Annotated in this window: 21 protein-coding genes; 12 read left to right on the plus strand and 9 right to left on the minus strand. The window is 75.9% G+C overall.

All coding sequences use genetic code 11. The annotated features are described in order from the left end of the window. Positions 1-27 precede the first annotated feature (27 nt). Positions 28-966 (minus strand): AraC family transcriptional regulator, encoded by a 939-nt coding sequence (locus ABD345_RS09585; RefSeq protein ID WP_344551520.1) that lies wholly within the window; start codon positions 964-966, stop codon positions 28-30. Positions 967-1,067: 101 nt separating this feature from the next. On the opposite strand from ABD345_RS09585, the gene ABD345_RS09590 reads away from it, so the two are divergent. Further along, positions 1,068-2,009: an NADP-dependent oxidoreductase gene (locus tag ABD345_RS09590; protein WP_344551521.1), complete on the plus strand. Its 942-nt coding sequence runs from the start codon at positions 1,068-1,070 to the stop codon at positions 2,007-2,009. Positions 2,010-2,329: 320 nt separating this feature from the next. On the opposite strand, the gene ABD345_RS09595 is transcribed toward ABD345_RS09590, so the two are convergent. Together ABD345_RS09595 and ABD345_RS09600 are read right to left on the minus strand one after the other, a co-directional pair. Further along, positions 2,330-2,812: a GNAT family N-acetyltransferase gene (locus tag ABD345_RS09595; protein WP_344551522.1), complete on the minus strand. Its 483-nt coding sequence runs from the start codon at positions 2,810-2,812 to the stop codon at positions 2,330-2,332. Positions 2,813-2,913: 101 nt separating this feature from the next. Continuing rightward, complete coding sequence (locus ABD345_RS09600; RefSeq protein ID WP_344551523.1) at positions 2,914-3,675, minus strand: DeoR/GlpR family DNA-binding transcription regulator; 762 nt, start codon at positions 3,673-3,675, stop codon at positions 2,914-2,916. An 89-nt stretch (positions 3,676-3,764) separates the two neighbouring features. Between ABD345_RS09600 and ABD345_RS09605 the strand changes: the two genes are divergently transcribed. The 3 genes from ABD345_RS09605 to ABD345_RS09615 all read left to right on the plus strand — a co-directional run bounded on the left by ABD345_RS09605 (position 3,765) and on the right by ABD345_RS09615 (position 7,732). Continuing rightward, complete coding sequence (locus tag ABD345_RS09605; RefSeq protein ID WP_344551524.1) at positions 3,765-5,006, plus strand: MFS transporter; 1,242 nt, start codon at positions 3,765-3,767, stop codon at positions 5,004-5,006. A gap of 330 nt (positions 5,007-5,336) precedes the next feature. Next, positions 5,337-5,735, plus strand: a complete 399-nt coding sequence (locus tag ABD345_RS09610; RefSeq protein WP_344551525.1) for a DnaJ family domain-containing protein — start codon at positions 5,337-5,339, stop codon at positions 5,733-5,735. A gap of 164 nt (positions 5,736-5,899) precedes the next feature. After that, entirely contained in the window at positions 5,900-7,732 is a 1,833-nt protein-coding gene (locus tag ABD345_RS09615) for a hypothetical protein (RefSeq protein ID WP_344551526.1), read from the plus strand. A 21-nt stretch (positions 7,733-7,753) separates the two neighbouring features. Here ABD345_RS09615 and ABD345_RS09620 read toward each other — a convergent pair whose 3' ends face one another. Next, a complete protein-coding gene (locus tag ABD345_RS09620; RefSeq protein WP_344551660.1) occupies positions 7,754-8,194 on the minus strand; it encodes a MerR family transcriptional regulator in 441 nt (146 codons plus the stop codon). A gap of 165 nt (positions 8,195-8,359) precedes the next feature. On the opposite strand from ABD345_RS09620, the gene ABD345_RS09625 reads away from it, so the two are divergent. The 4 genes from ABD345_RS09625 to ABD345_RS09640 all read left to right on the plus strand — a co-directional run bounded on the left by ABD345_RS09625 (position 8,360) and on the right by ABD345_RS09640 (position 12,541). After that, entirely contained in the window at positions 8,360-9,838 is a 1,479-nt protein-coding gene (locus tag ABD345_RS09625; RefSeq protein WP_380272250.1) for a SulP family inorganic anion transporter, read from the plus strand. 23 nt (positions 9,839-9,861) lie between these two features. Then, complete coding sequence (locus tag ABD345_RS09630; protein ID WP_344551528.1) at positions 9,862-10,272, plus strand: DUF6086 family protein; 411 nt, start codon at positions 9,862-9,864, stop codon at positions 10,270-10,272. A 268-nt stretch (positions 10,273-10,540) separates the two neighbouring features. Beyond that, complete coding sequence (locus ABD345_RS09635) at positions 10,541-11,683, plus strand: Cmx/CmrA family chloramphenicol efflux MFS transporter (protein ID WP_344551661.1); 1,143 nt, start codon at positions 10,541-10,543, stop codon at positions 11,681-11,683. Between the two features lie 129 nt (positions 11,684-11,812). Then, positions 11,813-12,541: a hypothetical protein gene (locus ABD345_RS09640; protein ID WP_344551529.1), complete on the plus strand. Its 729-nt coding sequence runs from the start codon at positions 11,813-11,815 to the stop codon at positions 12,539-12,541. Between the two features lie 38 nt (positions 12,542-12,579). On the opposite strand, the gene ABD345_RS09645 is transcribed toward ABD345_RS09640, so the two are convergent. From ABD345_RS09645 to ABD345_RS09660, 4 genes are all read right to left on the minus strand, one after another. Continuing rightward, positions 12,580-13,425, minus strand: a complete 846-nt coding sequence (locus tag ABD345_RS09645) for a hypothetical protein (RefSeq protein ID WP_344551530.1) — start codon at positions 13,423-13,425, stop codon at positions 12,580-12,582. A gap of 132 nt (positions 13,426-13,557) precedes the next feature. Continuing rightward, positions 13,558-14,331 carry an SDR family oxidoreductase gene (locus ABD345_RS09650; protein ID WP_344551531.1) on the minus strand — a complete coding sequence of 258 codons (774 nt, stop codon included), beginning with the start codon at positions 14,329-14,331 and terminating at the stop codon, positions 13,558-13,560. A gap of 107 nt (positions 14,332-14,438) precedes the next feature. Beyond that, a complete protein-coding gene (locus ABD345_RS09655; RefSeq protein ID WP_344551532.1) occupies positions 14,439-15,719 on the minus strand; it encodes a cytochrome P450 in 1,281 nt (426 codons plus the stop codon). A gap of 186 nt (positions 15,720-15,905) precedes the next feature. Next, positions 15,906-16,358 carry a DUF3224 domain-containing protein gene (locus ABD345_RS09660; protein ID WP_380272256.1) on the minus strand — a complete coding sequence of 151 codons (453 nt, stop codon included), beginning with the start codon at positions 16,356-16,358 and terminating at the stop codon, positions 15,906-15,908. 159 nt (positions 16,359-16,517) lie between these two features. Between ABD345_RS09660 and ABD345_RS09665 the strand changes: the two genes are divergently transcribed. Then, positions 16,518-17,594: a helix-turn-helix transcriptional regulator gene (locus tag ABD345_RS09665; protein ID WP_344551533.1), complete on the plus strand. Its 1,077-nt coding sequence runs from the start codon at positions 16,518-16,520 to the stop codon at positions 17,592-17,594. Here ABD345_RS09665 and ABD345_RS09670 read toward each other — a convergent pair. Next, entirely contained in the window at positions 17,555-19,189 is a 1,635-nt protein-coding gene (locus tag ABD345_RS09670; RefSeq protein ID WP_344551534.1) for a hypothetical protein, read from the minus strand. The genes ABD345_RS09665 and ABD345_RS09670 overlap by 40 nt on opposite strands. A gap of 558 nt (positions 19,190-19,747) precedes the next feature. On the opposite strand from ABD345_RS09670, the gene ABD345_RS09675 reads away from it, so the two are divergent. From ABD345_RS09675 to ABD345_RS09685, 3 genes are all read left to right on the plus strand, one after another. Beyond that, positions 19,748-20,386 (plus strand): hypothetical protein, encoded by a 639-nt coding sequence (locus ABD345_RS09675; RefSeq protein ID WP_344551535.1) that lies wholly within the window; start codon positions 19,748-19,750, stop codon positions 20,384-20,386. A gap of 148 nt (positions 20,387-20,534) precedes the next feature. Then, positions 20,535-21,368 (plus strand): DsbA family protein, encoded by an 834-nt coding sequence (locus ABD345_RS09680; protein WP_344551536.1) that lies wholly within the window; start codon positions 20,535-20,537, stop codon positions 21,366-21,368. Positions 21,369-21,372: 4 nt separating this feature from the next. Further along, positions 21,373-21,975, plus strand: coding sequence for a vitamin K epoxide reductase family protein (locus tag ABD345_RS09685; protein ID WP_344551537.1), 603 nt, complete (start codon positions 21,373-21,375; stop codon positions 21,973-21,975). The last annotated feature ends 27 nt before the right edge of the window (positions 21,976-22,002 follow it).

The raw sequence follows: 22,002 nt of genomic DNA on the forward strand, positions 1-22,002 counted from the left end.
GTCAACGAATTCCCGGTACGGAACCCGTCAGTCGACGGTCCGCCGGTAGCCGCCGGGAGGTAGCCCGTACGCGCGCTTGAACGCGTGGGCGAAGGCGAACTCGGAGGCGTGGCCGACCCGGGCGGCGACGGACCGCAGGGGTGCTTCGGTCGTCCGCAGCAGGCGGGCCGCCGTGGCCATCCGCCACCAGGTCAGGTAGCCGAGGGGCGGCCGGCCGACCGTCGCGGTGAAGCGCCGGGCGAACGCGGTCCGGGACAGGCCCGCCCGCGCGGCGAGTTCGGCCACCGTCCAGGGGGCGGCCGGGTCGCGGTGGAGGGCGTGCAGGGCGGCGGCGACCGCCGGGTCGTTCAGGGCCGCGGCCCAGCCGGGGGTGCTGCCGTCGGCGGGCTGCTCGGCGAGCCAGACCCGCAGGACGTACACCAGGAGCGCGTCGAGGAGCGCGGGGACGAGCGTGCCCGAGCCCGACCGCCGATCACCCGTCTCGGCCGCCAGGAGCCGTACCGCCGCGTGCAGTTCGGGGCGGCGGCCCGGCTCCGCCCGCAGGTGGATCAGGTCGGGCAGGGTGCGCAGCAGGGGGTGGACGCGGGTCGGGTCGAGCCGGTAGGCGCCGCAGAGCAGCACGGTGGCCGGGGAGTCGGACGTCGAGGGATCGGACGGCGGTGGGTCGGGCGGCCGGGGCGGGTGGGGGCCGTCGGGGTCGCAGGCGGGGGCGGCGGGCGCGGTCCCGGGGCTGTCGGCCAGCGTGTGCCCGGTGCCGTGCGGGAGGAACAGCACGTCGCCCGCGCCCAGTTCGACCGGTTCCGCGTGAGGGGACAGCAGCTGGCAACTGCCCGCCAGGACCACCTGGAAGCCCGCCGATCCCGGCACCGAGGCGAACTGCTGCCGCCACGGGGCGTGCAGGCGCAGCTGCGCCGACCGGGGGTCGCCGGTCCGCGCCACCGTGATCACCTCGCTGAGCACGTCCACGGGAGGAGGCTACGGGAGGAGGCCACGGGCGGGACGACCGCGCATGAACGGGGTGCTGCGGCGCATGAATCGTCCCCCCGGGCAGCCGTAGTTTTCCCGGCATGACGAAGACGACGACGATGAGAGCCGCCCGCCTGCACGCGTTCGGCGACGCCTCCGTGATCCGCCACGACGAGGTGCCGCGCCCGCGCCCCGGCGCCGGGGAGGTGCTGCTCCGGGTCGCGGCGACCTCGTTCAACCCCACCGAGGCCGCACTGCGCGCCGGACTGCTGCAGTCCTTCCTGCCCGTGCGGCTGCCGTACTCGCCGGGCTGGGACGTGGCCGGCACGGTCGAGGAACTCGGTCAGGAGGCACGGGGGTTCGCCGTCGGCGACCGGGTCGTCGGCTGGCTGGAGGAGGCCGGGGCGGCGGCCGAGTACGTCCGGGCGCCGGCGGCGCGGCTGGTCCCGGCGCCGCGGTCGGTTCCGCTCGCGCACGCCGCGGCCCTCCCGCTGGCGGGCCTGACGGCCTGGCAGGCGGTGGTCGAGCACGGGCGGGTCGCCGCCGGGCAGCGGGTGCTGGTCAACGGCGCGGGCGGCGGGATCGGCGGTTTCGTCACCCGGCTCGCCAAGCACGCCGGGGCCGAGGTGTTCGCCACGGCCTCGGCCCGCAGCGCGCGGGCCGTGCGGCGGCAGGGCGCGGACCACCTGATCGACCACACCGCCGGGCCGGTCGCCGCGGCGCTCGACCACCCGGTGGACACCCTGTTCAACCTCGTTCCGCTCGCCCCGCCCGCTGCCGCCGCGCTGACCCCCGCGGTGCGGCCGGGCGGACTGGTCGTCTCGGTCACCGGCCCGATCGAACCGCCCGCCACCACCGGAATCCGCTCGGTGCACGTCACCGCCCGCAACGACCCGGCCCAACTGGCGGCCCTGGTCCGCCTCGTCGACGCGGGCACCCTCGTCCTCGACATCAGCGCCTCGTACCCGCTGTCCGACCTCGCGGAGGTCCACCGCCGCAGCGAGGCCGGCCGCCTCCGCGGCAAGGTCCTCGTCGTCCCCTGAGCCCCGTCCCCTGAGACCGCCCGCGCCGCCGGTGCCGCCGGGACCGCCCGCGCCGCCTGGCACGGGTTCAGCTGAGGCCGGGTGCGTTCCTCCGGTCCGCCCGGCTGAGCACCTGGGGCGCACCCGCACGAACGGCGCTGGTGCTCGCCGCGAACGAGGTTCCGGGCGCCAGGCCGGAGACCAACTCGTCGAGCTCCCTGGAGGAGCGCCGGGCGAGCGCCTCGATCTTCTTGTGCAGGGCTCACCCCACCCCCTCGCGGTCGGCTCCCAGCTGCCCAACAGCCCACCGCCTCCAGCGTGTTGGCGATGCGGAACGGCACCTACAGCGCGAGCTTGAACCCTTCGTGGCTGCGCGCGAAGCCCAGGGCGGCGTAGAAGCGGTGCGCGTCCGCACGCTCCTTGTCGCTGGTCAGCTGCACCAGCGCGCAGCCGCGCGAGCGCGCCCGGGTGACGGCGTGCGCCATCAGGGTCCGGCCGAGTCCGGCGCCGCGCCGGTCCGCGCGGATCCGCACCGCCTCGACCAGGGCCCGTTCGGCGCCGCCCTTGCCCAGCCCCGGGATGTACGTCGCCTGCAGGCAGCCCACCACCGCGCCGGCGCCGTCCAGCAGGACCAGCACCTCGTTGCGCGGGTCCGCGTCGATCGCCGCGAAGGCCCGCTCGTACGCCTCCGTCACCACGACCGTCGTTGGGTCCACCACCGCCTCCTCGTCGGCGAGCAGGGCGAGCACCGCGGGCAGGTCGGCCCGGGTCGCGGGGCGCAGGACGTGGGCGGGCGCGGGCGCGGGACCGGTGGCAGCGGACATGGCACGGACCCTAACCGGCCCCGCACCGGCGGGTTCCGGGACGGTCCGGGCCGGGGTCGGCCGGACGGTCCGGGCCGGGGTCGGCCGGACGGGCGGGCGGGTCAGACGCTCGTGACGGCGGTGCCGGCCGCCTCGAACGCGGCGAGCTCCTCGGCGGGGGCGTCGGTGTCGGTGACCAGGGCGTGCAGGCTCGTGGCGGGGGCGACCCGGGCGAAGGCGGTGCGGCCGAGCTTGCCGCTGTCGGTGGCCACGACGGTGCGGCGGGCGGCGGCGATCGCGGCCTTCTTCACGGTGGCGTCGTCGAGGTCGTAGGCGGTCAGCCCGTCGGCGGCGCTCAGGCCGCAGCAGCCCAGGACGGCGGTGTCGAAGCGCAGGGCGGAGATCGAGGCGAGCGCGAGCGGGCCGGTGAGCGCGCCCTCGGTGGCGCGGGGCTGTCCGCCGGGGACGAGCAGGGTGGCCGGTCCGGGGGCGTCGCCGAGGACGTGGACGGCGGGCAGCGACAGCGGCATCACGGTGACGGGGCGCTCGCGCAGCAGCCGGGCCACCTCCAGGCAGGTGGTGCCGCTGTCGAGCAGCACGCTCTCGCCGTCGGCGATCAGCGCGCAGACCGCGGCGGCGATCCGGCGCTTGGCCTCGACGGCCTCGCGGGCGCGCAGCGCGAAGGGCGGCTCCTCGCCGCGCAGCAGCAGGGTGCTGGCCCCGCCCCGGAAGCGTTCGAGGACGCCCTGGGCGGCCAGGGCGTCCAGGTCGCGCCGGATGGTCATCTCGGAGGCCCCGGTGAGCGCGGCGAGTTCGAGGACGGTGGCGCTGCCCGCGTCCCGGACGGCCTGGGCGATCAGGGTGTGGCGCTGCCGGGTGCTCATACCGAGATTGAACCGCACCGCTCAGCGCACAATCAAGTTGTTCGATAGGCGTCTTTCGCACAACAGAAATGTTCGTTATGGTCGGCGGCATGGAAGGTTCGCTCCGGGCCGCCCGTGTGGCGACCTACGTCTACTTCGTCCTGTGCGGCACCCTGATGGGCGCCTGGGTCGTGCACATCCCCGCCGTCGAGTCCCGCGTCGGCATCGGCCACGCCGCGCTCGGCGGCCTGCTGGTGCTGCTCGGCCTCGGCGCCTTCGCGGGCATGCGGGCGGCCGGGCAGCTCACCGACCGCCTCGGCGCCCGCACCGTCGTCCCCGCCTCCGGCGCGCTGTGCGCGGCCACCCTGGTGCTGCCCGGCCTCGCCCCGAACCCGTGGACGCTGGCCGTGGCGCTGCTGCTGTTCGGCTTCGCGAACGGCTGCCTGGACGTGAGCATGAACGCCCACGCCGTCCACGTGGAGCAGGCGTACGGGCGGCCCGTGATGTCCGGCTTCCACGCCACCTTCTCGGTCGGCGGCGTGATCGCCGCGCTCGCCGCCGCCGCGGCCACCGCCACCGGCCTCGGCCCGACCGCCACCCTCACCGTCCTCGGCGCGCTCGGCCTCGCCACCGCCCTGCTGACCGCCCGCGCCCTGCTGCCCGGTGCCGCGGCCGCCGGCGGCGCCACTGACGGAGCCGCCGACGGGACGGGCGGGAGCGACGGCGCCGACGGGGGGAGCGGCACCGCGGCCACCGGGAGCGGCAGCGCCCGCCGCCGGATCCGGGTGCTCGCCGTCCTCGCGCTGATGGTGATGCTCAGCGAGGGCGCCGCCAACGACTGGAGCGCCCTGCACCTGAAGGACGTCCTCGGCGCGCCCGCGTCCACCGCCGCGTTCGCCTACGGCACCTACGCCGCCGCGATGACCACCGGGCGCCTGCTCGCCGACCGGATCTCCGCCCGGCACGGCTCGACGGCCGTCCTGCGCTACGGCGCCGCCACCGCCGCCGTCGGCATCACGGTCGCCGCGCTGACCCCCTGGGTGTGGGCCGCGTTCCTCGGCTGGGCCCTGTTCGGCCTCGGCCTGTCCGGCTGCGTCCCCCAGCTGTTCAGCGCCGCCGGACACGCCGACCCCGCCGCCGCGGGCGCCAACGTCTCCCGCGTCGCCGGCCTCGGCTACCTCGGCATGCTCGCCGGGCCCGCCGTGATCGGCTGGCTCACCCACCTCACCGCCCTCAACCACACCTTCCTGCTGCTCACCCTGCTCTGCGCCACCACCGCCGCCACCGCCGGAATCCTCCGCACCGCCCCCGCGCCCGCCCCCGCTCCCGCTCCCGCACCGGCGCCCCACTGACCACCCGTGCGGCCCGGGCCGGGGCCGCACGGGTCACCCTCCCCCGGGGAGGGGACCGCCGCGCCCGACCCCGCGCCCGACCCCGCGCCCGGCTCCCGACCGTCCTGGCCCGACCGGACCCGACACCGGACCCGCCGCCGGGAGGGCGCGGCCCGTGCCGCGCGGGTGCGGGGAGCGGCGCGCGCCCTCGGGGCGGGCGGGTGCGCCCCTCGACCTCCGGTGCTCCCCGTCCGGCGGGGCCGGGAGGGCGGGGGGCTCCCGTAGGATCGGGGGGACAGCCCCTGTCGCGCCCTGCGCCGGACGCCCCTTCTGCACGGGAGGACCCACCGCATGACGGAACGCAAGCCCCCCGGTGTGACCTTCGAGAGCTGGGTCGACCGGCAGATCCGCGAGGCCGCCGAGCGCGGCGCCTTCGACGACCTGCCCGGAGCGGGCGAGCCGCTGGCCGGTGAGGGGCAGCCGTACCACGAGACGTGGTGGATCCGGGCGAAGATGGAGCGCGAGGGCCTGTCCTACCTTCCGCCGTCGCTCGCCCTGCGGGCCGAGCTCCGCGAGGCGCTGGACACCGCGCGGCTGGCCCCGACCGAACCGCTGCTGCGCAGCCGCCTCGCCGAGGCCAACGCCCGGATCGAGGCCGCCCTGCGCCGCCCGATCGAGGGCCCGCCGCTGGGCCTGGCCCCGGTGGACGTGGAGACCGCCGCCGCCGAGTGGCGCGACGCCCGCTCCTGAGCCCCGTCCGTCCCGGCCCCCGCCCACTCCTGAGCCCCGCCCGACCGAGCCTCCGCCCGGCCCGGCCCGACCGGCCCGTCACGTTCGGAAAATGGTTCGACACGTGTGGTGACGACGGGTCAGACTGGGCGCATGTCTTCTCGAATCGAGTCCTGTTTCCTCCGGTGAGCGCCGAGTCGCGGCGCGGCGGGCCCGCGCTGTACGAGGTCCTGCTGGAGTTGTCGAGCACCTCGCCCGGTCGGCTGCCGCCGCGTTCCGGGTTCTCGGGGTTGGGTGTTGCCGCGGTCCCGCTTCCCCGGGGTGAGACGGTCCGGGAGCGCCGGGAGTCCGTGGCGGGCGCCGAGCGGGCCGTCCGCGCGGTGCTCGGGTCGTGGTCCGGTGATGTCGGCGCGCTGGTCGGCCAGTTGGAGCGGCTCGTCCTGCCGGCCGAGTGCCACCGCGTGCTCCTGTCCGGCGTCGCCGAACTGCCGGTCGCCGATCCGGTGCGCGTCCTGGCGGCGGCCCGGCGGCTGGCGCGCGGGGGCGGGTCGGTGCCGGCCGTCCTGACGGGCATCGCGCTGCTGGGGCGTTTCGGCACGTCGGCGGACGTGCCGTTGCTGTCGCTGCTCGGCACGGCCGGCGTGCTGCACGGCCCGGCCGTCGCCGCGCTGGACGGGCTGGACCGGCGGGCGGCCGCCGTCCTCGCGCTGTCGGTGCACGGCCGCCGCCCGCTGGTGGAGCCGCTGCTGGCGGCGCTGCGCAGCGCCGACCGGCGGGTGCGCCGCCGGGGCCTGGTCTCGCTCCCCCGGGACTTGTCCGCGCTGGGCCCCGCCGACGCCCGCCGCGTCGTGGAGGCGTTCGAGCTCGCCGAACTGCTGGACGGCTTCCCGCACGACACCTGCCTGGTCGAGGTCGCGGGCCGGCTGTTGACCCGACTGGCGGACTCGAACGCCGATCCGGCCGACCTGCTGGCCTGCCGCGAGGCGCCGGGCCTGTACGAGCGGGTGGTGGGCCGGGCCGGGCAGTTGACGCCCGGCTCGGACCACTACGCGCTGCTGCTCTCGCTGGCGCTCGACCTGAGCAGTGGCGGCGCCGCGCTGCTCGACCGGCCGCCGCGGTGGCGCGCGGCGCTGCTCGACGGGCTGGGCGGGGTGCTGGCCGCGCCCGCCTGGGCGGCGGTGCTCGGCTCGGCCGACCGCCGACCGGGCGCGGCCGCGCGGGTCGCCTGGATCCGCCGCACCGGGCGCCGTCCGTTCGAACTCCCGGCGCCGGCGGGCCGGTTCCGGATCGAGGTGGCGGAGCCGGATCCGCGCTCCCGGGCCTGGACGCAGGTCAGGGTGCTGGTCGACGGCTTGCCGCTGGCCCTCCGGCTGTTCCCGGCCGGGGTGGCGCCCGGCCCGGATCCGCTGCTCGACGGGGGCCTGCTGCGGGCCGGGCCGGAGCCGCACCCCGTGCGGCTGGCCGAGGCGTCCTGCACCGAGGGGTGCTGCGGCGCGCTGTGGGTGGACGTCCGGCGCGCGGCGGGCCCGGACGGGCCGGTGGTGGTGTGGGACGGCTTCCGACCGGGGCGGGACGCCGCACCACTGCCCGGGGTCGGGGCCCTGCGCTTCGACGCCGCCGCCTACGACGCGGAGGTCGCCCGGGCCGAGACGTCCGACCCGGGCCGGAGCCGGGCCCGGGCCGTCGCCCTGCTGCTGGAGCGCGAACTGCGCTCCCGCCCCGAACTGTTGGCCCGGTGGGACGCCGAGGCCGGCCGGATCGGCCCGGCCGACGACCGCCCGGACACCGCGGAGGTGGTCTTCCGGTACGTGCCGGGGCAGTCCTCCGGCGCCCCGGAGCAGCCGGAGCACCCGCTGCTGTTCCGCTGGTCGCTCCCGGACGACGGCCGGCCGCCCGAGGAGCAGGCCGCGGCGGCGCTGCACCGCCTGGCCACCGAGGACCCGACCTCGTACGCCCGGCTCACCGGCGGCAACCGGGCCCGCGCGGCCCAGCTCGGCTTCGCCCGGCCCGAGCCCTAGCCCTAGCCCTGCCTCTGAGCCCTACCCCTGCCCCTGCCCCTGCCCCTGCCCCTGCCCCTGCCCCTGCCCCTCGGCCTCTTCCCCCTCCAGGCGGGTGCGCAGGGTGTGCGCGAAGTCCTCGGCGCGGGCGAGCTGGACGCGCAGCCGGTCGACCTGTTCGGCGGCGGCGCGTTCGTAGGTGCGGACGAGAGCGAGCAGGGCGGGGCGGCCGCCGGCCTCCTGGTCGTAGGGGCCGTCGGCGTCGAGCCGGTCGGTGGCGTCGAGGAGTTCGCGCATCTGGTCGAGGGTGAAGCCGAGCGGTTTCATCCGGCGGATCACCATCAGCCGGGCGACGTCGCGTTCGGTGTAGAGGCGGAAGCCGCCCCGGGAGCGGGCGGAGGGGACGACCAGGCCGGTCTCCTCGTAGTGGCGGATGGTGCGCAGGGAGAGTTCGGTGCGGGCGGCGACCTCTCCGATCTGCATGTGCCCGTCCTCGCGCCCGCCGGTGCCCTCGTCCACGCTGTGCCTTCCCTCCGCTCCCCGGACGAACCCTACCCTCACGTTAGGGTAGAGTTCGGGTCCTCCCTCCATTCTCCCCTGCCCCATCCCCACGTCCTGACGGGTTGCCGCCTCTTGTCCTCCTCCGCCGTGTCCAGGTCCTTCCGGCTGCCCGCTTGGTGCTCCGATCCCAAGGTGTGGCGCACCGAGGTCCTGGCGGGGCTGGTGGTCGCGCTGGCGCTGATCCCGGAGGCGATCTCGTTCTCGGTGATCGCCGGGGTCGACCCGAAGATCGGCCTGTTCGCGTCGGTGACGATGGCCGTGACCATCTCGGTGGTGGGCGGCCGGCGGGCGATGATCTCGGCGGCGACCGGCGCGGTGGCGCTGGTGATCGGCCCGCTGAACCGGGAGCACGGCTTCGGCTACCTGGTCGCGGCGGTGATCCTGGCCGGGGTGTTCCAGATCGTGCTGGGCGCGCTGGGCGTGGCGAAGCTGATGCGGTTCGTGCCGCGCTCGGTGATGGTCGGCTTCGTCAACTCCCTCGCCGTCCTGATCTTCCTGGCCCAGCTGCCGGAGCTGACCCACGTCCCGTGGGCGGTCTACCCGCTGCTGGCGGGCGCCCTCGCGGTGATGGTGGGGTTCCCGAAGCTGACCCGGGCGGTCCCGGCGCCGCTGGTGTCGATCGTGGCGCTGACGCTGCTGACGGTCGGCGCGGGCATCGCGGTGCCGACCGTCGGCGACAAGGGCGAGCTGCCGTCCTCGCTGCCGGTGCCCGGCCTGCCGGACGTGCCGTTCACCCTCGACACCCTGACCACCGTCGCGCCGTACGCGCTGGCGATGGCGCTGGTGGGGCTGATGGAGTCGCTGATGACGGCGAAGCTGGTGGACGAGATCACCGACACCCGCTCCGACAAGCGGCGCGAGGCGGTCGGGCAGGGCGTCGCCAACATCGTGACCGGGTTCTTCGGCGGGATGGGCGGCTGCGCGATGATCGGCCAGACGATGATCAACGTGAAGGTGTCGGGCGCCCGCACCCGGGTGTCGACCTTCCTGGCCGGCGCGTTCCTGCTGCTGCTCTGCCTGGTCTTCGGCCCGGTGGTCTCGCACATCCCGATGGCCGTGCTGGTCGCCGTCATGGTGATGGTCTCCTTCGGCACCTTCGACTGGCACTCGATCGCCCCCGCCACCCTGCGCCGCCTCCCGGCCGGCGAACTCGCCGTCACCGCGGTGACCATGGTCGCGGTCGTCGCCACCAGCAACCTGGCGATCGGCGTCGTGATCGGCTCGCTGCTCGCGATGGCCGTCTTCGCCAAGCGCGTCGCCCACCACGCCGAGGTCACCGCCACCCCCGCCCCGGACGGCACCCGCACCGTCTACACCGTCACCGGCGCGCTCTTCTTCGCCTCCGCCAACGACCTCACCACCCGCTTCGACTACGCCGGCGACCCCGACCTGGTCGTCATCGACCTCACCGCCGCCCACATCTGGGACGCCTCCTCCGTCGCCGCCCTCGACACCGTCCGCGCCAAGTACGCCCAGCGCGGCAAGACCGTCGAGATCACCGGCCTCAACCACCCCAGCGCCACCCTGCACGACCGCCTCAGCGGCGAACTCGCCACCGCCCACTGACCGAACGCCCACGGGGGAACCGCATGAGCCAGTACTACGAACTGAACGGGAAGACCGTCTGGAACCCCTCGATGGGGGCGTCCGGCCTCTTCCTCCGGCAGGTCGAGGTGTTCGAGGAGGTACTCGGCCTCCCGTCCGGGATCCTCCCGATGGAGAACGACGAGACGGACATCGACCCGGCCGCCTTCGACGCCTTCCTGCACGCCCTGCTGACCCGCTACCGGGCGACCGCGCACGACATCATCCGTACCCTCTCCGAGGGCTTCACCGCCACCGCCCTGGCCCTCGCCCTGAAGGCGGGCCTCGACGTCCGCTGGGCCGAGACCGCCCCCACCCCCGTCCCCGCCTGGCCCGCCCTCGCGCCCCCGCACTTCGGCAGCGTGGATGAACTCCTGCGGCACGCACAGGACTTGACCCGTAAGATGCCCTCCTGAGCGGAACCTCCCCGCCCCCGGCGCGGCGGGCCGCTAGGGTGGGGGCGTGGTGAGTCCCGAGTCGGACGAGGTGGGGGCTTTCGGTCATGCCGTCAGCCCCCTGGACGTCCTGAGCGCCTGAGGCCCGGAGTGTGACCGCGCGGCTGTCGTGCCGCCGTGCGGTGGCCGGGTGCGCGCGTCCGGCGGGGTTGGCGTGGTGGCCGAGACGGAGTCCGTTCCCGTTTCCCACTTCGCCCCGGAGTCGCGTCCGATGCCAGTCCCCCCTCCGCTGCCCCTTCCCCTCTACCTGCTCGCCCTGGCCGTGTTCGCCATGGGCACTTCGGAGTTCATGCCCGCCGGCCTGCTGCCGGACCTCGCCGCCGACCTCGGCGTCTCCGTCGGGACGGCGGGCACCCTCGCGTCCGCCTTCGCGCTCGGGATGGCGGCGGGCGCGCCGCTGATGGCGGTCTGGGCCCGGTGGTGGCCGCGCCGGGCCGGGCTGTTCGGGTTCGTCGCGGTGTTCGCGCTGGCGCACGCGGTCGGCGCGCTGACCGGCTCGTTCGCGGTGCTGTTCGCCACCCGGGTGGTGGCGGCACTGGCGAACGCCGGGTTCCTGGCGCTGGCGGTGGCGACCGCGGCCGCGCTGGTGGCGCCGGACCGGAAGGGCCGGGCGCTGGGCGTGCTGCTGTCGGGGACGACGGCGGCGACGGTCGTGGGGGTTCCGGCGGGCGCGCTGCTGGGCCAACTGCTGGACTGGCGGGCCGCGTTCTGGGCGGTGGCGGCGCTCTGCGTCCCGGCCGCGGCCGGGGTGCTGCTGGGCGTCCCGGCGGGGGCGGACGGTTCCGGTGCGCCGCCGCTGCGCGCCGAACTGGCGCAACTCGGCCGCCCACGGCTGTGGTTGACGCTGCTGACGGCGGCGCTGGTGAACGCGGCGACGTTCGGCGCGTTCACCTTCCTCGCCCCGGTGGTGACCGGTCCGGCGGGGCTGGGCCGGGGCTGGGTGCCGGTGGTGCTGGTGCTGTTCGGGGCGGGCACCTTCCTGGGGGTGGGCGTGGCGGGGCGGCTGGCCGACACCCGCTCCCGGCGGGTGCTGGCCGTCGGCGGCCCGCTGCTGCTGCTCGGCTGGCCGGCGCTGGCGGCGGGCGCGGGGCGTCCGGCGGTGCTGCTGCCGCTGGTGCCGCTGCTGGGCGCGTTGTCCTTCGCGGTCGGGGCGACGCTGATCACCCGGGCGCTGTACGAGGCTTCGGGCGCGCCGACGATGGCGGGCGGGTACGCGACGGCCGCGCTGAACCTGGGCGCCGCCGCCGGCCCGCTGCTGGCCGCCGGGACGCTGCCGTCCGCGACCGGGCCGTTCCGTTCGGCGGCGCTGCTGGTCGGGGCGGCACTGCTGCTCGGGGGGCTCGGCCGCGCCTGGGTGCTGCCCCGGAACTGAACTCCCGTCGGCCGCCCGGGCCGGGACGGTTCGTGAACGCCGGGGTCGGTGTCGGCCCCGGCCGGGCCGTCAGTACAGTGCTCGAACGCAACAATCGGAAGAGCTTGTTCCACTACCCGAGGGAGACCGGTGCCGGACACCGCGCAGGAGCAGCAGGAGCAGGAAGCGCAGCCGACGGGGCCGAGAGCGCAGTCGCTGGACAGTCTGCGGTCGATCTGGGCGGCCGGCGACCAACCGCAGCCGATCCTGCCCTGGTACCGGAAGGTGACGCGCAAGCAGGTCGGCGCCGCCTCGGCCTGCCTGGCGGTGCTGCTGGCCGGGTACCTGGCGATCCGGTCGGTGGACTCCGGGGCCGCCCGGCACGAGGTCGCGCTGCCGACCGACTTCGCGGGCCTGACCCGGGTCGCCGACGACCAGGAGCTGGCCACCCTCCGGACCGGGTACGCGCAGCAGAACACCGGGCGCTACGTCCCGTGGCACACCCAGGTGCAGGGGTACGGGCAGCCGGGCGCCACCGGCCTGTGGGACAGCGAACTGGTGGCCGTGGCGATGGACACCGAGGGCTCGGTGCCGGACGCCGCCCAGGCCGCGACCAAGATGCTCGGCGGCTACTCGCCCGACGGCAGCTCGCTGGCGGACGGCACCCCGGTCAACGACATGCAGACCTACCCGCCGGGCCCGCTGAAGGGCGCGCTCGCCTGCGCGACCGTCGGCGAGCCCGGCGAGGAGTACGACGTCTGCGCCTGGGCGGACGGCAACACCATGGGCAACCTGAGCGACCTGGCCGGCACCCTCACCCGCGACCAACTGGTCGACCGCACCCGCGAGTTGCGCGCCCTGACCGAGCGGTCCGCGTAGCACCGGCCCCGCCTTCCCCCAGCCCCCGTCCCGCCCCGTCAGCCGGCGCCGCCGCCGGTCGCCGGCGCGGCTCTCTTCTCCAGGACGGGAGCACGGCCACCGTCCGCTCGGATCTGCGTGACGATCGCGGCGAGCTCGGCGAGGGTGTCCTCGCCGAGCAGGGAAGGATCCTCCTCCAGCATCGCCGCGACGCACTCACCGATGCGCTGGGGCGTGAGATCCCCCACCGCCACCGGCTCCACCTGGCCGTCCTCCCCCACGATCCGGGCGTTGCGCAGCAGCCGCAGCTGCCCGTCGCTGTAGAGCCTGGCCCGCAGGGCCGCGACGAACCGCTCCCGCGCCTCCGTGCCGCTCATGGTGACCCGCCGCTCCGCCGAGACCTCGACGACACCCTGCGGCGGCTCCGCGGCTTCTACCTGCCGTCCCTTCGAGCGGCTTCGCCCGACACTGCTCCACTTCGCCCGCACGGCCGGAAGCGCCCGGTCGTGCCACATCCTCCTCAACGCCGGGGACGCCTGTTCGTGCCACCACTTCTTGACGTGCGGCGCGGCCTTCTCGGCCAGCCTGACGCCTATCTCGAAGAGCACATCGGCGAGGAATTCCGCGTTCTCCCGACGTTCCCGTTCCCGCTCCCGTTCCCGGGCCTCCGACTCGCGGTGGCCGGCGTCGTACCCGCCCGGCGGGTAGGACGCCGCCGGATCCGGCTCCGGCTCCCGCTCCTCCTTCAGGAAGAACTCGGCATGACCCAGCTCGTTGGTCTCGGAGTCACGCGTGATGCCGCGGTAAGCACCGTCGGTCTTCTTCGACCGCACGGGACGCGCGCCCTTCGGCACTCTGACCACAGCGTCGAACTCGTCGTACTCGTCGTCTCCGGTCGCGCTCATGCTCTGCCCTCGCCCTGCTTCTTCCCGCCCTGTGCCCCCGCCCGGCCACTGTAGCCACAGCCGCCGACATCCGGCGCAAGGCGGCTCCCGGTCGGAACGGGATCGGGGAGCGGGCTCCGGCGCGAGCCGCCGCTACTTCAAGCCGCCGCTGCTCTGCAGGAGTTGGCCGTTGACCCACTGGCCCTGCGGCGAGCAGAGGAAGTCGATCAGGTGGGCGGCGTCCTGCGGGGTGCCGATCCGGGCCAGCGGGGTGTGCTCGACCATGTCGGCCTTGTGCTGCTCGCTCATCCAGCCGGTGTCGGTCGGGCCGGGGTCGACCACGTTGGCCGTCACCCCGAGGTGGGCCAGCTCGCGGGCGGCGGCCCGGGTGATCCGGTCCAGCGCGCCCTTGCTGGCCCCGTACGGGAGGTTCCCGGCGGTGTGGTCGCTGGTCAGGGCGACGATCCGGCCGGTGCCGAACGCACCGGTGAAGCGCAGGCCGAACTCGCGGATCAGCAGCCAGCTCGCCCGGGCGTTGACCGCGAAGTGCCGGTCGAAGCTCTCCACCGTGGTGTCCAGCAGCCCGGAGTCGACGGACTCCGCGTGGCTCATCACCAGTGCGCCGACCGGTCCCAGCCCGGCCTCCACCCGGTCGAACAGCCGCGCGGGGGACGCCGGGTCGGCCAGGTCTGCCGACACCGCGAGGTGCCGCGCGCCGTGCCCCTCGATCAGCGCGCCGACCGCCTCCGCCGCCCCCTCCTCCACGCCCCAGGCCATCCGGCCGTCGTACGGCGTCCAGTAGCTGTACGCCACGTCCCACCCCGAGGCGGCGAGGCGCTCGGCGATCGCGGCACCGATGCCGATCGTCCGGCCCACGCCGGTGACCAGGGCGACGGGACGTCCGGAACGGGCCTCTGCTGCGCTCATCGCGCCTGCGTTCATCACGGGCCCCGATCCTGGCGGCCCGTCAGCCCGCTCGACAAACCGTTTTCCGGGCCGCCACGCCTCGCTCCCCGCCCTCGCCTGCCCTCCCCTCACTCCCCCGCGGCGTGCAGCACCGCCCGGATCGGCCCGTCCGGGTGCACCGTGAGCCTGTACGCGGTCTCCGCCGGGGCCTGCCTGACCTGCACCCGGTACGCGGGCAGCAGCTCCTCCAGCAGCAGCACCATCTCGCGGACCGAGAACTGCGCCCCCAGGCAGGCCCGCGGCCCCAGGCCGAACGGGAAGTACGTGCCGGGAGCGGGCCGCCGCTCCGCCTCCAGGAAGCGCTGCGGCCGGAACTCCTCCGGGTCCGGCCACAGTTCGGCGTCCCGGTGGGTCAGGTAGGGGGCGAGCAGCACCGTCGTCCCGGCCTCGATCCGGTGGCCGTCCAGTACGTCGTCCTCGGCCGCGTGCCGGGGCATCAGCCACGCGACGGGGTACAGCCGCAGCGTCTCGTCCACCAGCGCCCGGATCGCGGCCGCCCGCTCCGCGGAACCGGCCGGCCCGGCGGCCAGCGCCCACTCGCGCTGCTCGGGGTGCGCGTCCAGCAGCAGGAACAGCCAGCTCAGCGCGGTGGCGGTGGTCTCGTAGCCGGCCACCACCAGTGTCATCAGCTCGTCGCGCACCAACCGCTCGGTGTAGTCCGGGAGTTCGGCCGCCGCTCGGAGCAGCACCTGCACCAGCCCCGGCTCGCGCGACTCCTCGGCGAGCGCGATGGCGTGCTCGGCGACCCGGTCGACGTGCTCGTTGGCCTCCCGGAAGTCGATCTCGGTGTCTCCGCTCGCGGGCGCGAACGCCGGGATCGCGGCGAAGCCCTCCCCCGCCGCGACCAGCCGCCGGTGCGTCTCCGGGTCGAGCGGGTGCGCGGTGAGCGAGCGCCAGATCACGTCCAGCGAGAAGTGCCGCAGGTCCGCGTCGACCTCCCGGACCTCCCCGGCCGCCGCCGCGACCCGCCACCGCTCGGCGGTGTCCGCCACCGCGGCCCGGATCTGCGGCTCGTACACCTTGATCCCCTGCCCGGTGAACTGCGGCTGCAGCAGCTTGCGTTGGCGCCGCCACGGCTCACCCGCCGCACACAGCAGCCCGCCCCCGAGCAGCGGCTTCACCCGGTGGCCCCGCTTGACGTACACCTCGGTCCGCTTCGCCAGCACCTGCTGCACCGCGCTCGCGCCGGTCACCAGCACGACCCGCCGGTCGCCCAGCCGGAACCCCGCGACCGGACCCAACTCCCGTACCACGGAGAGCAGATCGACCACCCGGCCGCCGCCGGCCCGCCAGCGGGCGAACGCCTCGGCGTCGAGTTCGGGAAGGACACTGGTGGCGGCCGTGGTCAAGGCGGTCTCCTGCCGTGCTGAACTGCGCGGTACGGACACCGACCACCCTAACCACCGCCCCCGCCCCGCTCCCCCGGTTCGCGCGACTTCCGGCCACCGGTCCCCCCGGGCCGCCGGGCCGCCGGAGCCGTTGGAGCCACCGGTCCCCCGGGCCGCCGGAGCCGCCCGGGCCGGACCGTCGCTCCGTCAGAGACGGAACGCGAAGGTGTAGGGGATGGCCGTCGTCCCCGCCCGGCAGGTGTACTCGCCGCTGCCGCTCAGCCCCGCCAGCTCGCCCGTCGCACTGCCGGGCACCACGGTGAAGGTGCAGTGGATGGTGCCGTCCGCCGCGAAGGTGCCGCGCTCCTCCAGGACGAAGGTGCCCGCCCGGCCGTCGACGCTGCCGGTGACCAACTCCATGCCGGTGAAGGCGCCCTGGTGGCCGACGGTGTAGGCGATGCTGTAGTCGCAGGCGGTGCGGGCGGCCTCGATGCCCCCGGTGAAGGTGTTGACGACCGAGGCCCGGGCCAGCCGGGGCCCCGCCTCGCTGCCGCTCACCTCCTGCTCCTCCCAGTTCGCGAAGCCGATGCTGCCGACGACCGTGGTGCTGTCGGTCGCAGCCTCGGTCTCGGTCATGGTCATGGTCATGGTCTCGGTCATGGCGCCGTCCTTCCGTCCGGTGCGCGGCCGGTCCGCGCACTCCCAGGGCGCGCGCCGCCGCCGCGGACGCGCTTCGTGCCGTCACCGAGTCTGGCGGCGATACTTGACACCTCCTGTCAGGTATTGCGGCACGTTCCGGCCGGTCGCGATGATGGGACGGTGCGCGCCGACCGTCTCCTCGCCCTGCTCCTGCTGCTCCAGAACCGGGGGCGCTGCACGGCCCCCGAACTGGCCGCCGCGCTGGAGGTCTCGGTCCGCACCGTCCACCGGGACGTGGAGGCGCTGGGCGCGGCGGGCGTGCCCGTCCTCGCCGAGCGGGGCCGGACCGGCGGCTACCGGCTGGTGGACGGCTACCGCACCCGGCTGACCGGACTGACCGGGGACGAGGCCGGGGCCCTGTTCCTCGCCGGAGTACCGGACGCTGCACGGGAGTTGGGCCTCGGCGCGGTGCTCGCCACCGCCCAGCTGAAGGTCCGGGCCGCGCTGCCCGCCGAACTCGCCGAACGGACCCGGACCCTGCAGGACCGCTTCCACCTCGACCCGGCCTCCTGGTTCCGGGACGCCGAGCCCGTCCCCCGACTGGCCGAGGTCGCCGCGGCGGTCTGGGAGCAGCGGGTGCTGCGGATGCACTACCGGCGCTGGCGCGGCGAGGTGCACCGCGAACTGCGACCGCTGGGGCTCGTGTTGAAGAGCGCCCTCTGGTACCTGGTGGCCCTCCCGGACGACCCCGACCCCGATACCGGCCCCGACACCGCCCCCTCCTCCCCCGCGCCCCGCACCTACCGGGTCTCCCGGATCCTGGCCGCCGAGCCCACCGGCCGGGGCTTCGAGCGGCCGCCGGGCTTCGACCTCGCGGCCCACTGGGCCACGGTCACCCGCGAGTTGACGGACATGCTGCACCAGGACACGGCCGTGCTCCGGGTCTCCCCGGGCGCGCTGGCCCTGCTGCCCGCGCAGTTCGGCGCGGCCGGAGCCGAAGCGGCCCGCCGGGCGGGACCGCCGGACGGGGAGGGCTGGCAGCGGGTCGAACTACCGGTGGAGTCAACGCCGGTGGCGGTGCACGACCTGCTCCGCCTCGGCGCGGGGGCGGAGGTCCTCGGACCGCCCGCACTGCGCCGGGCCCTCGCCGACGAGGTCGCCGCACTGGCCCACCGCTACGCCCACCCCTCCCCGGGTACCCCGCTCTCCCCGGGCGCTCACCCCTCCCCGGACGCCCCGCCCGCCGCCGGACGGTGAGCCGCCGCCCGGCCCAGCACCCCGTCCAGCAGGGCGTGCAGCCGCTCCTCGCCCAACTGCGGGTTGGCGGCGGCCCCTTCGCCCAAATCCGAGTCGGCGAGCAGCGCGGCGACCCGGTCCGGGCCGAGCCGCGGGTTGGCCGCGGCGGCCAGCCGGACGCGCCGTTCCGGGTCGGCCAGCAGTGCCTCCAGGTCGCCTTCGAACTCCGGGTCGGCGGCGGCGAGTTCACGCACCTCGGGGTCGTCGTGGCGGGCGAGCCCGGACGGCAGGCCGGTGCGCGGGAAGGCGGGGCGTGCCCGGAGCCGGTCGCGGTGGTGCGGGTGGCGCAGGTGGGCGTCCAGGAGCAGCGCGGCCGGGGCGCCGGGGTGGTGCAGGGCGAGCAGGTCGCGCACCTCCTCGTCCTCGTCCCCGGCGAGCAGGCGGACCGTCGGTTCGTCGAGGTGCGGGCAGCTGGCGGCGGCGCGGCGCAGCAGGAGCAGGGGCGAGCGGGCGCAGGCGCGGTACCAGGCGGGGTCGGGCGCGTCGAGGAGCTCGTCGGCGATCCCGAAGTCGATCAACCTGAACTGGTGGGACCGCTCCCGGAGGTCGGCCCCGTCGATGGCCCCGGTGCGGGCGCGCTCGCGCGGCGCGGGGTCGGCGGCGGCGCGGGCGGCCACCCCGGGGTCCGGGTCGGCGGCGAGGGCGTCGATCAGGGCGGGGGTGAGGTCGGGGTGCCCGGCCAAGCGGTGGCGGACGACCGGGTCGGGGTCGGCGGCGAGGGCGGCCATCGACTCGGGGGTGAGCGCGGGGTGGCGGGCCATCCGGCGGCGGACGTCCGGGTCGGGGTCGGCGGCGAGGGTGCGGACGGCGTCCGGCGGCAGGTGCCGGTTACCGGCGAGCGCGTCGAGGTGCTCGCGGGCGGTGAGCGCCTCCGCGAGCAGGTCGGGCGGCAGGAGGCGGACCTGGTACAGGTGGTAGCGCGTGCGCGGGAGGTCGGCGGCTGCCAGCTCCTCCGGGGTCAACTGCCTCGGCACGGCCACCCGTCGGGCTTCGGCGCGGACGTCCGGGTCGGGGTCGTCGAGCAGCGCGGCGCGGTCCGCCGGGGGCATCCAGTCGATGAACAGGCATGCCTGGCGGCGCAGTTCGGGTTCGGGGTGGCGGGCCATCCGGCGGCGGAAGGCGTTGCGGACCCTCCCGGGCGCGGTCAGCTCGGAGCGGACCTCGTCCTGGGTGACCAGCTTCGACTCGCGCGGCCAGGTGCCGAGCAGCACCAGTTCGACCGCGGCGTCGGGCATCGGCGTGGGGCGCAGTGGGGCACCGGAGCCCGCGACCGTCTGGAGGGCGACCAGGAGTTCGGGGTCGCGGGCCAGCCGCAGGCAGTGGTCGTCGGAGAGCCAGGGGTTGGCCGCGACGGCGCTGCGGACGCGGCGGACGGGGTGGCCGATCGCGGTGTCGGCGAAGTCGGCGGGAAGCGGGCGGCGGCGCAGGGCGGGCCAGGCGGGGGCGCCCTCGGGAGCGAGCAGCCGGACGAGGACGGCGGTGCCGGCGTTGGGGTTGGCGGCGATGCCGCGCAGCAGGGGGGCGTGCGGTTCTGCCGGGGCGGCGGGGGCGGTCACCGCGTCATGGTGGCACGGCGGCCGCCCCCGGGCCCCGGACATTCGGGTGCCGCCGGGTGCCGGGGCGGCTGCGATGGCGGGCACGAAGCGTGCCGCGACGCCGACGCCGACGCCGACGCCGACGCCGACGCCGACGACGGAGAGTGTCCCGGCGCGCTGACTGCCGTGTACGAGCCCCGGGGCCGAGTGTTCCGGGCCTTTCGCGTGCGCACGCCCCCGCCCACGGCCCCCTGTCGCTGCGGCTGCGGGACGGCCGGCGGCTCGGTCCGCGTCCACCCTGCGAGGTGCTCGCCGATCTCGCCGGGCGGGTCCGGGCGGGTCCGGGCGGGTCCGGGCGCACGCCGTCGAACTGTGGTGAGCGCCACCCGGGTCGGGTGACCCTCCCCACCCCCGGGCCGTCCGCCGCCCCTCCCCCGGCCCGCTCCCGAACCCTCCGCCGCCCGTGTCCCGTCCGCCCCACACCCCCTTTATCCAGGGCTTATTCACAGATCGGGCGTTCGCGGCGGGGGCTGTCCGGCCCTCGTCGCCGGGACGTTCGGCGTGCCATACTCCAACACCATGACCGGCATTCACGCGACCAAGGCCCTGCGGGGCGCGGTGTTCACCGCGCTCGCCGTGCCGCTGGCCGCGTTCGGCCAGGTGGCGATCACCGGGCGCGCCCTGCCGCTCACCCTGGTCGCGGCGGCGAGCGTCGCGGTCTTCCTGCTGGCGGTGGTCCTCGACGGGGCGCGCCGCCGTTTCCTGCTGCTGTCCTCCGTGCTGGTGCCGGTGGAGCTGCTGCTGAACACCGCGTTCAACCTCGGCCAGGACGCCTGTGCGCGCCCCGCCCGGGGCGTGGACCTGCTGGTCTGCGGCGGCGACTCGGTGAGCGGCTCGGAGCTGTTCGCGCAGTGGACGCACAACTCGGCGGGCCTGACCCGCCTGCTGGTGCTGGCCGTGCACCTGGCGCTGGCGCTGGCCGCCGCGGCCTGGCTGCGGTTGGCGGACGCCGCGCTCTGCGGCGTCGCCGAGGCGCTGGACGCCCTGGCCCGCCTGCTGCCCGCGCCGTGGCGCGCCCTGCTGCTGGCCGCCCGCCCGGGCTGCCCGGCCGCGCTGCTGCCGCCCCCGGGCACCGAACCCGCACCGCGCCGTCCGCAGGTGCTCGTCCTCTCCCCGGCTCCGCGCCGCGGTCCCCCGCAGCTGGCCCTCGCCAGCTGACGGACCGTCACCCGGACGCGTTCCGTCCCGGGCGCCCACCGCGCGCCCCTCCCCTTCCTTAGACCAGCACCCCGGGCCGCGCCCTTCCCCCGTACGCCTCGCTACGGGCGGCGGGCCGCCGCCGGGTGCCGAGGAGACGACGGACACCATGACCAGCAAGAACCAGCACCCGAAGACCGGCAAGCACCAGACCCCGAAGCCGGACCGGAGCCCGAACACCACCGCCCGCGCGCGCCTCAAGCAGGCCCGGCAGGCCGAGGCCCGCGCCGCCAAGCGCCGCCGCGGCCTGACCGTCGCCGTCTCGGTCGCCGCCGCGGTGGCCGTGCTCGCCGGCGGCACCGCCCTCGCCGTCTCCACCGCCGCCAAGGACGACGGCAGCGCGACGGCCGCCGTCGCGCCCGCCAACGCCTCGGGCGGCGACGACACCGTGGTCGTCTACGGCAAGGCCGACGCCGCGCACACCCTGTCGGTGTACGAGGACTTCCGCTGCCCGGTCTGCCGGGCGTTCGAGACCTCGGCGGGCCAGGCCGTCCAGCAGCTCGCCGACCAGGGCGACTACAAGATCGAGTACCACCTGGCCACGTTCCTCGACAACAACCTGGGCGGCAAGGGCTCGAAGACCGCGCTGGCCGCGGCGGGCGCCGCGCTGAACGAGGGCGCCGACAAGTTCAAGGCGTTCCACGACGTGCTGTACGCCAACCAGCCGTCCGAATCCGAGGACGGCTTCGGCGACGTCAACCACCTGCTCGACCTGGCCGGCCAGGTCCCCGGCCTGAAGACCGAGGCGTTCACCAAGGCCGTCACCGAGGGCACCTACCAGGGCTGGGCGGCGAAGGTCTCCACCGCCTTCAACAAGAGCGGCGTCTCCGGCACCCCCACCGTCGAGTTGGACGGCAAGACCCTCGCCGTCATCGGCCAGGACGGCAAGCCGGTCACCGGCGAGCAGTTCACCGCCCTGGTCCAGCAGACCATCGGCGGGTGACCCGGTGACCACCGCCCGCACCCCGGTCCCGGCCTCCCGCGGCTACTCCTGGCTGCTCCTGGTCACCGGCCTGATCGGCCTGGCCGCCTCCGCCGTCCTCACCCTCGACAAGCTCAAGCTGATCGAGAACCCGGCGTACCAGCCCAGCTGCAACATCAACCCGATCATCAGCTGCGGCTCGGTCATGCGCACCGCCCAGGCCGAGGCGTTCGGCTTCCCCAACCCGCTGATCGGCCTGGCCGCGTTCGGGGCGCTCGCCGCCATCGGTGCCGGTCTGGTCGCCGGCGCCGCCTACCGCCGCTGGTTCTGGCTCTCCCTCCAGGCGGGCACCCTGCTCGGCCTCGGCTTCGTCGCCTGGCTGATCGACCAGGCCCTGTACGAGATCGGCGCCCTCTGCCCCTACTGCATGGTCGTCTGGGCCGTGGTCATCACCGCCTTCTGGTACACCACCGTCCACAACCTCCGCACCGGCACCCTCCCCGCCCCGGCCGCCCTGCGCCGCCTGGCCGCCCTCCGCTTCCAGTGGCTCGTCCCGACCGCCGCCTACCTGGTGATCCTCCTGCTGATCCTCAACCGCTTCTGGTACTACTGGTCCACCCTGCTCTGACCCGGCACGCACGACGGCCCCCACCTG

The organism is Kitasatospora saccharophila (assembly GCF_039529925.1).
In the GTDB taxonomy this organism is placed as follows: Bacteria; Actinomycetota; Actinomycetes; order Streptomycetales; family Streptomycetaceae; genus Kitasatospora; species Kitasatospora saccharophila.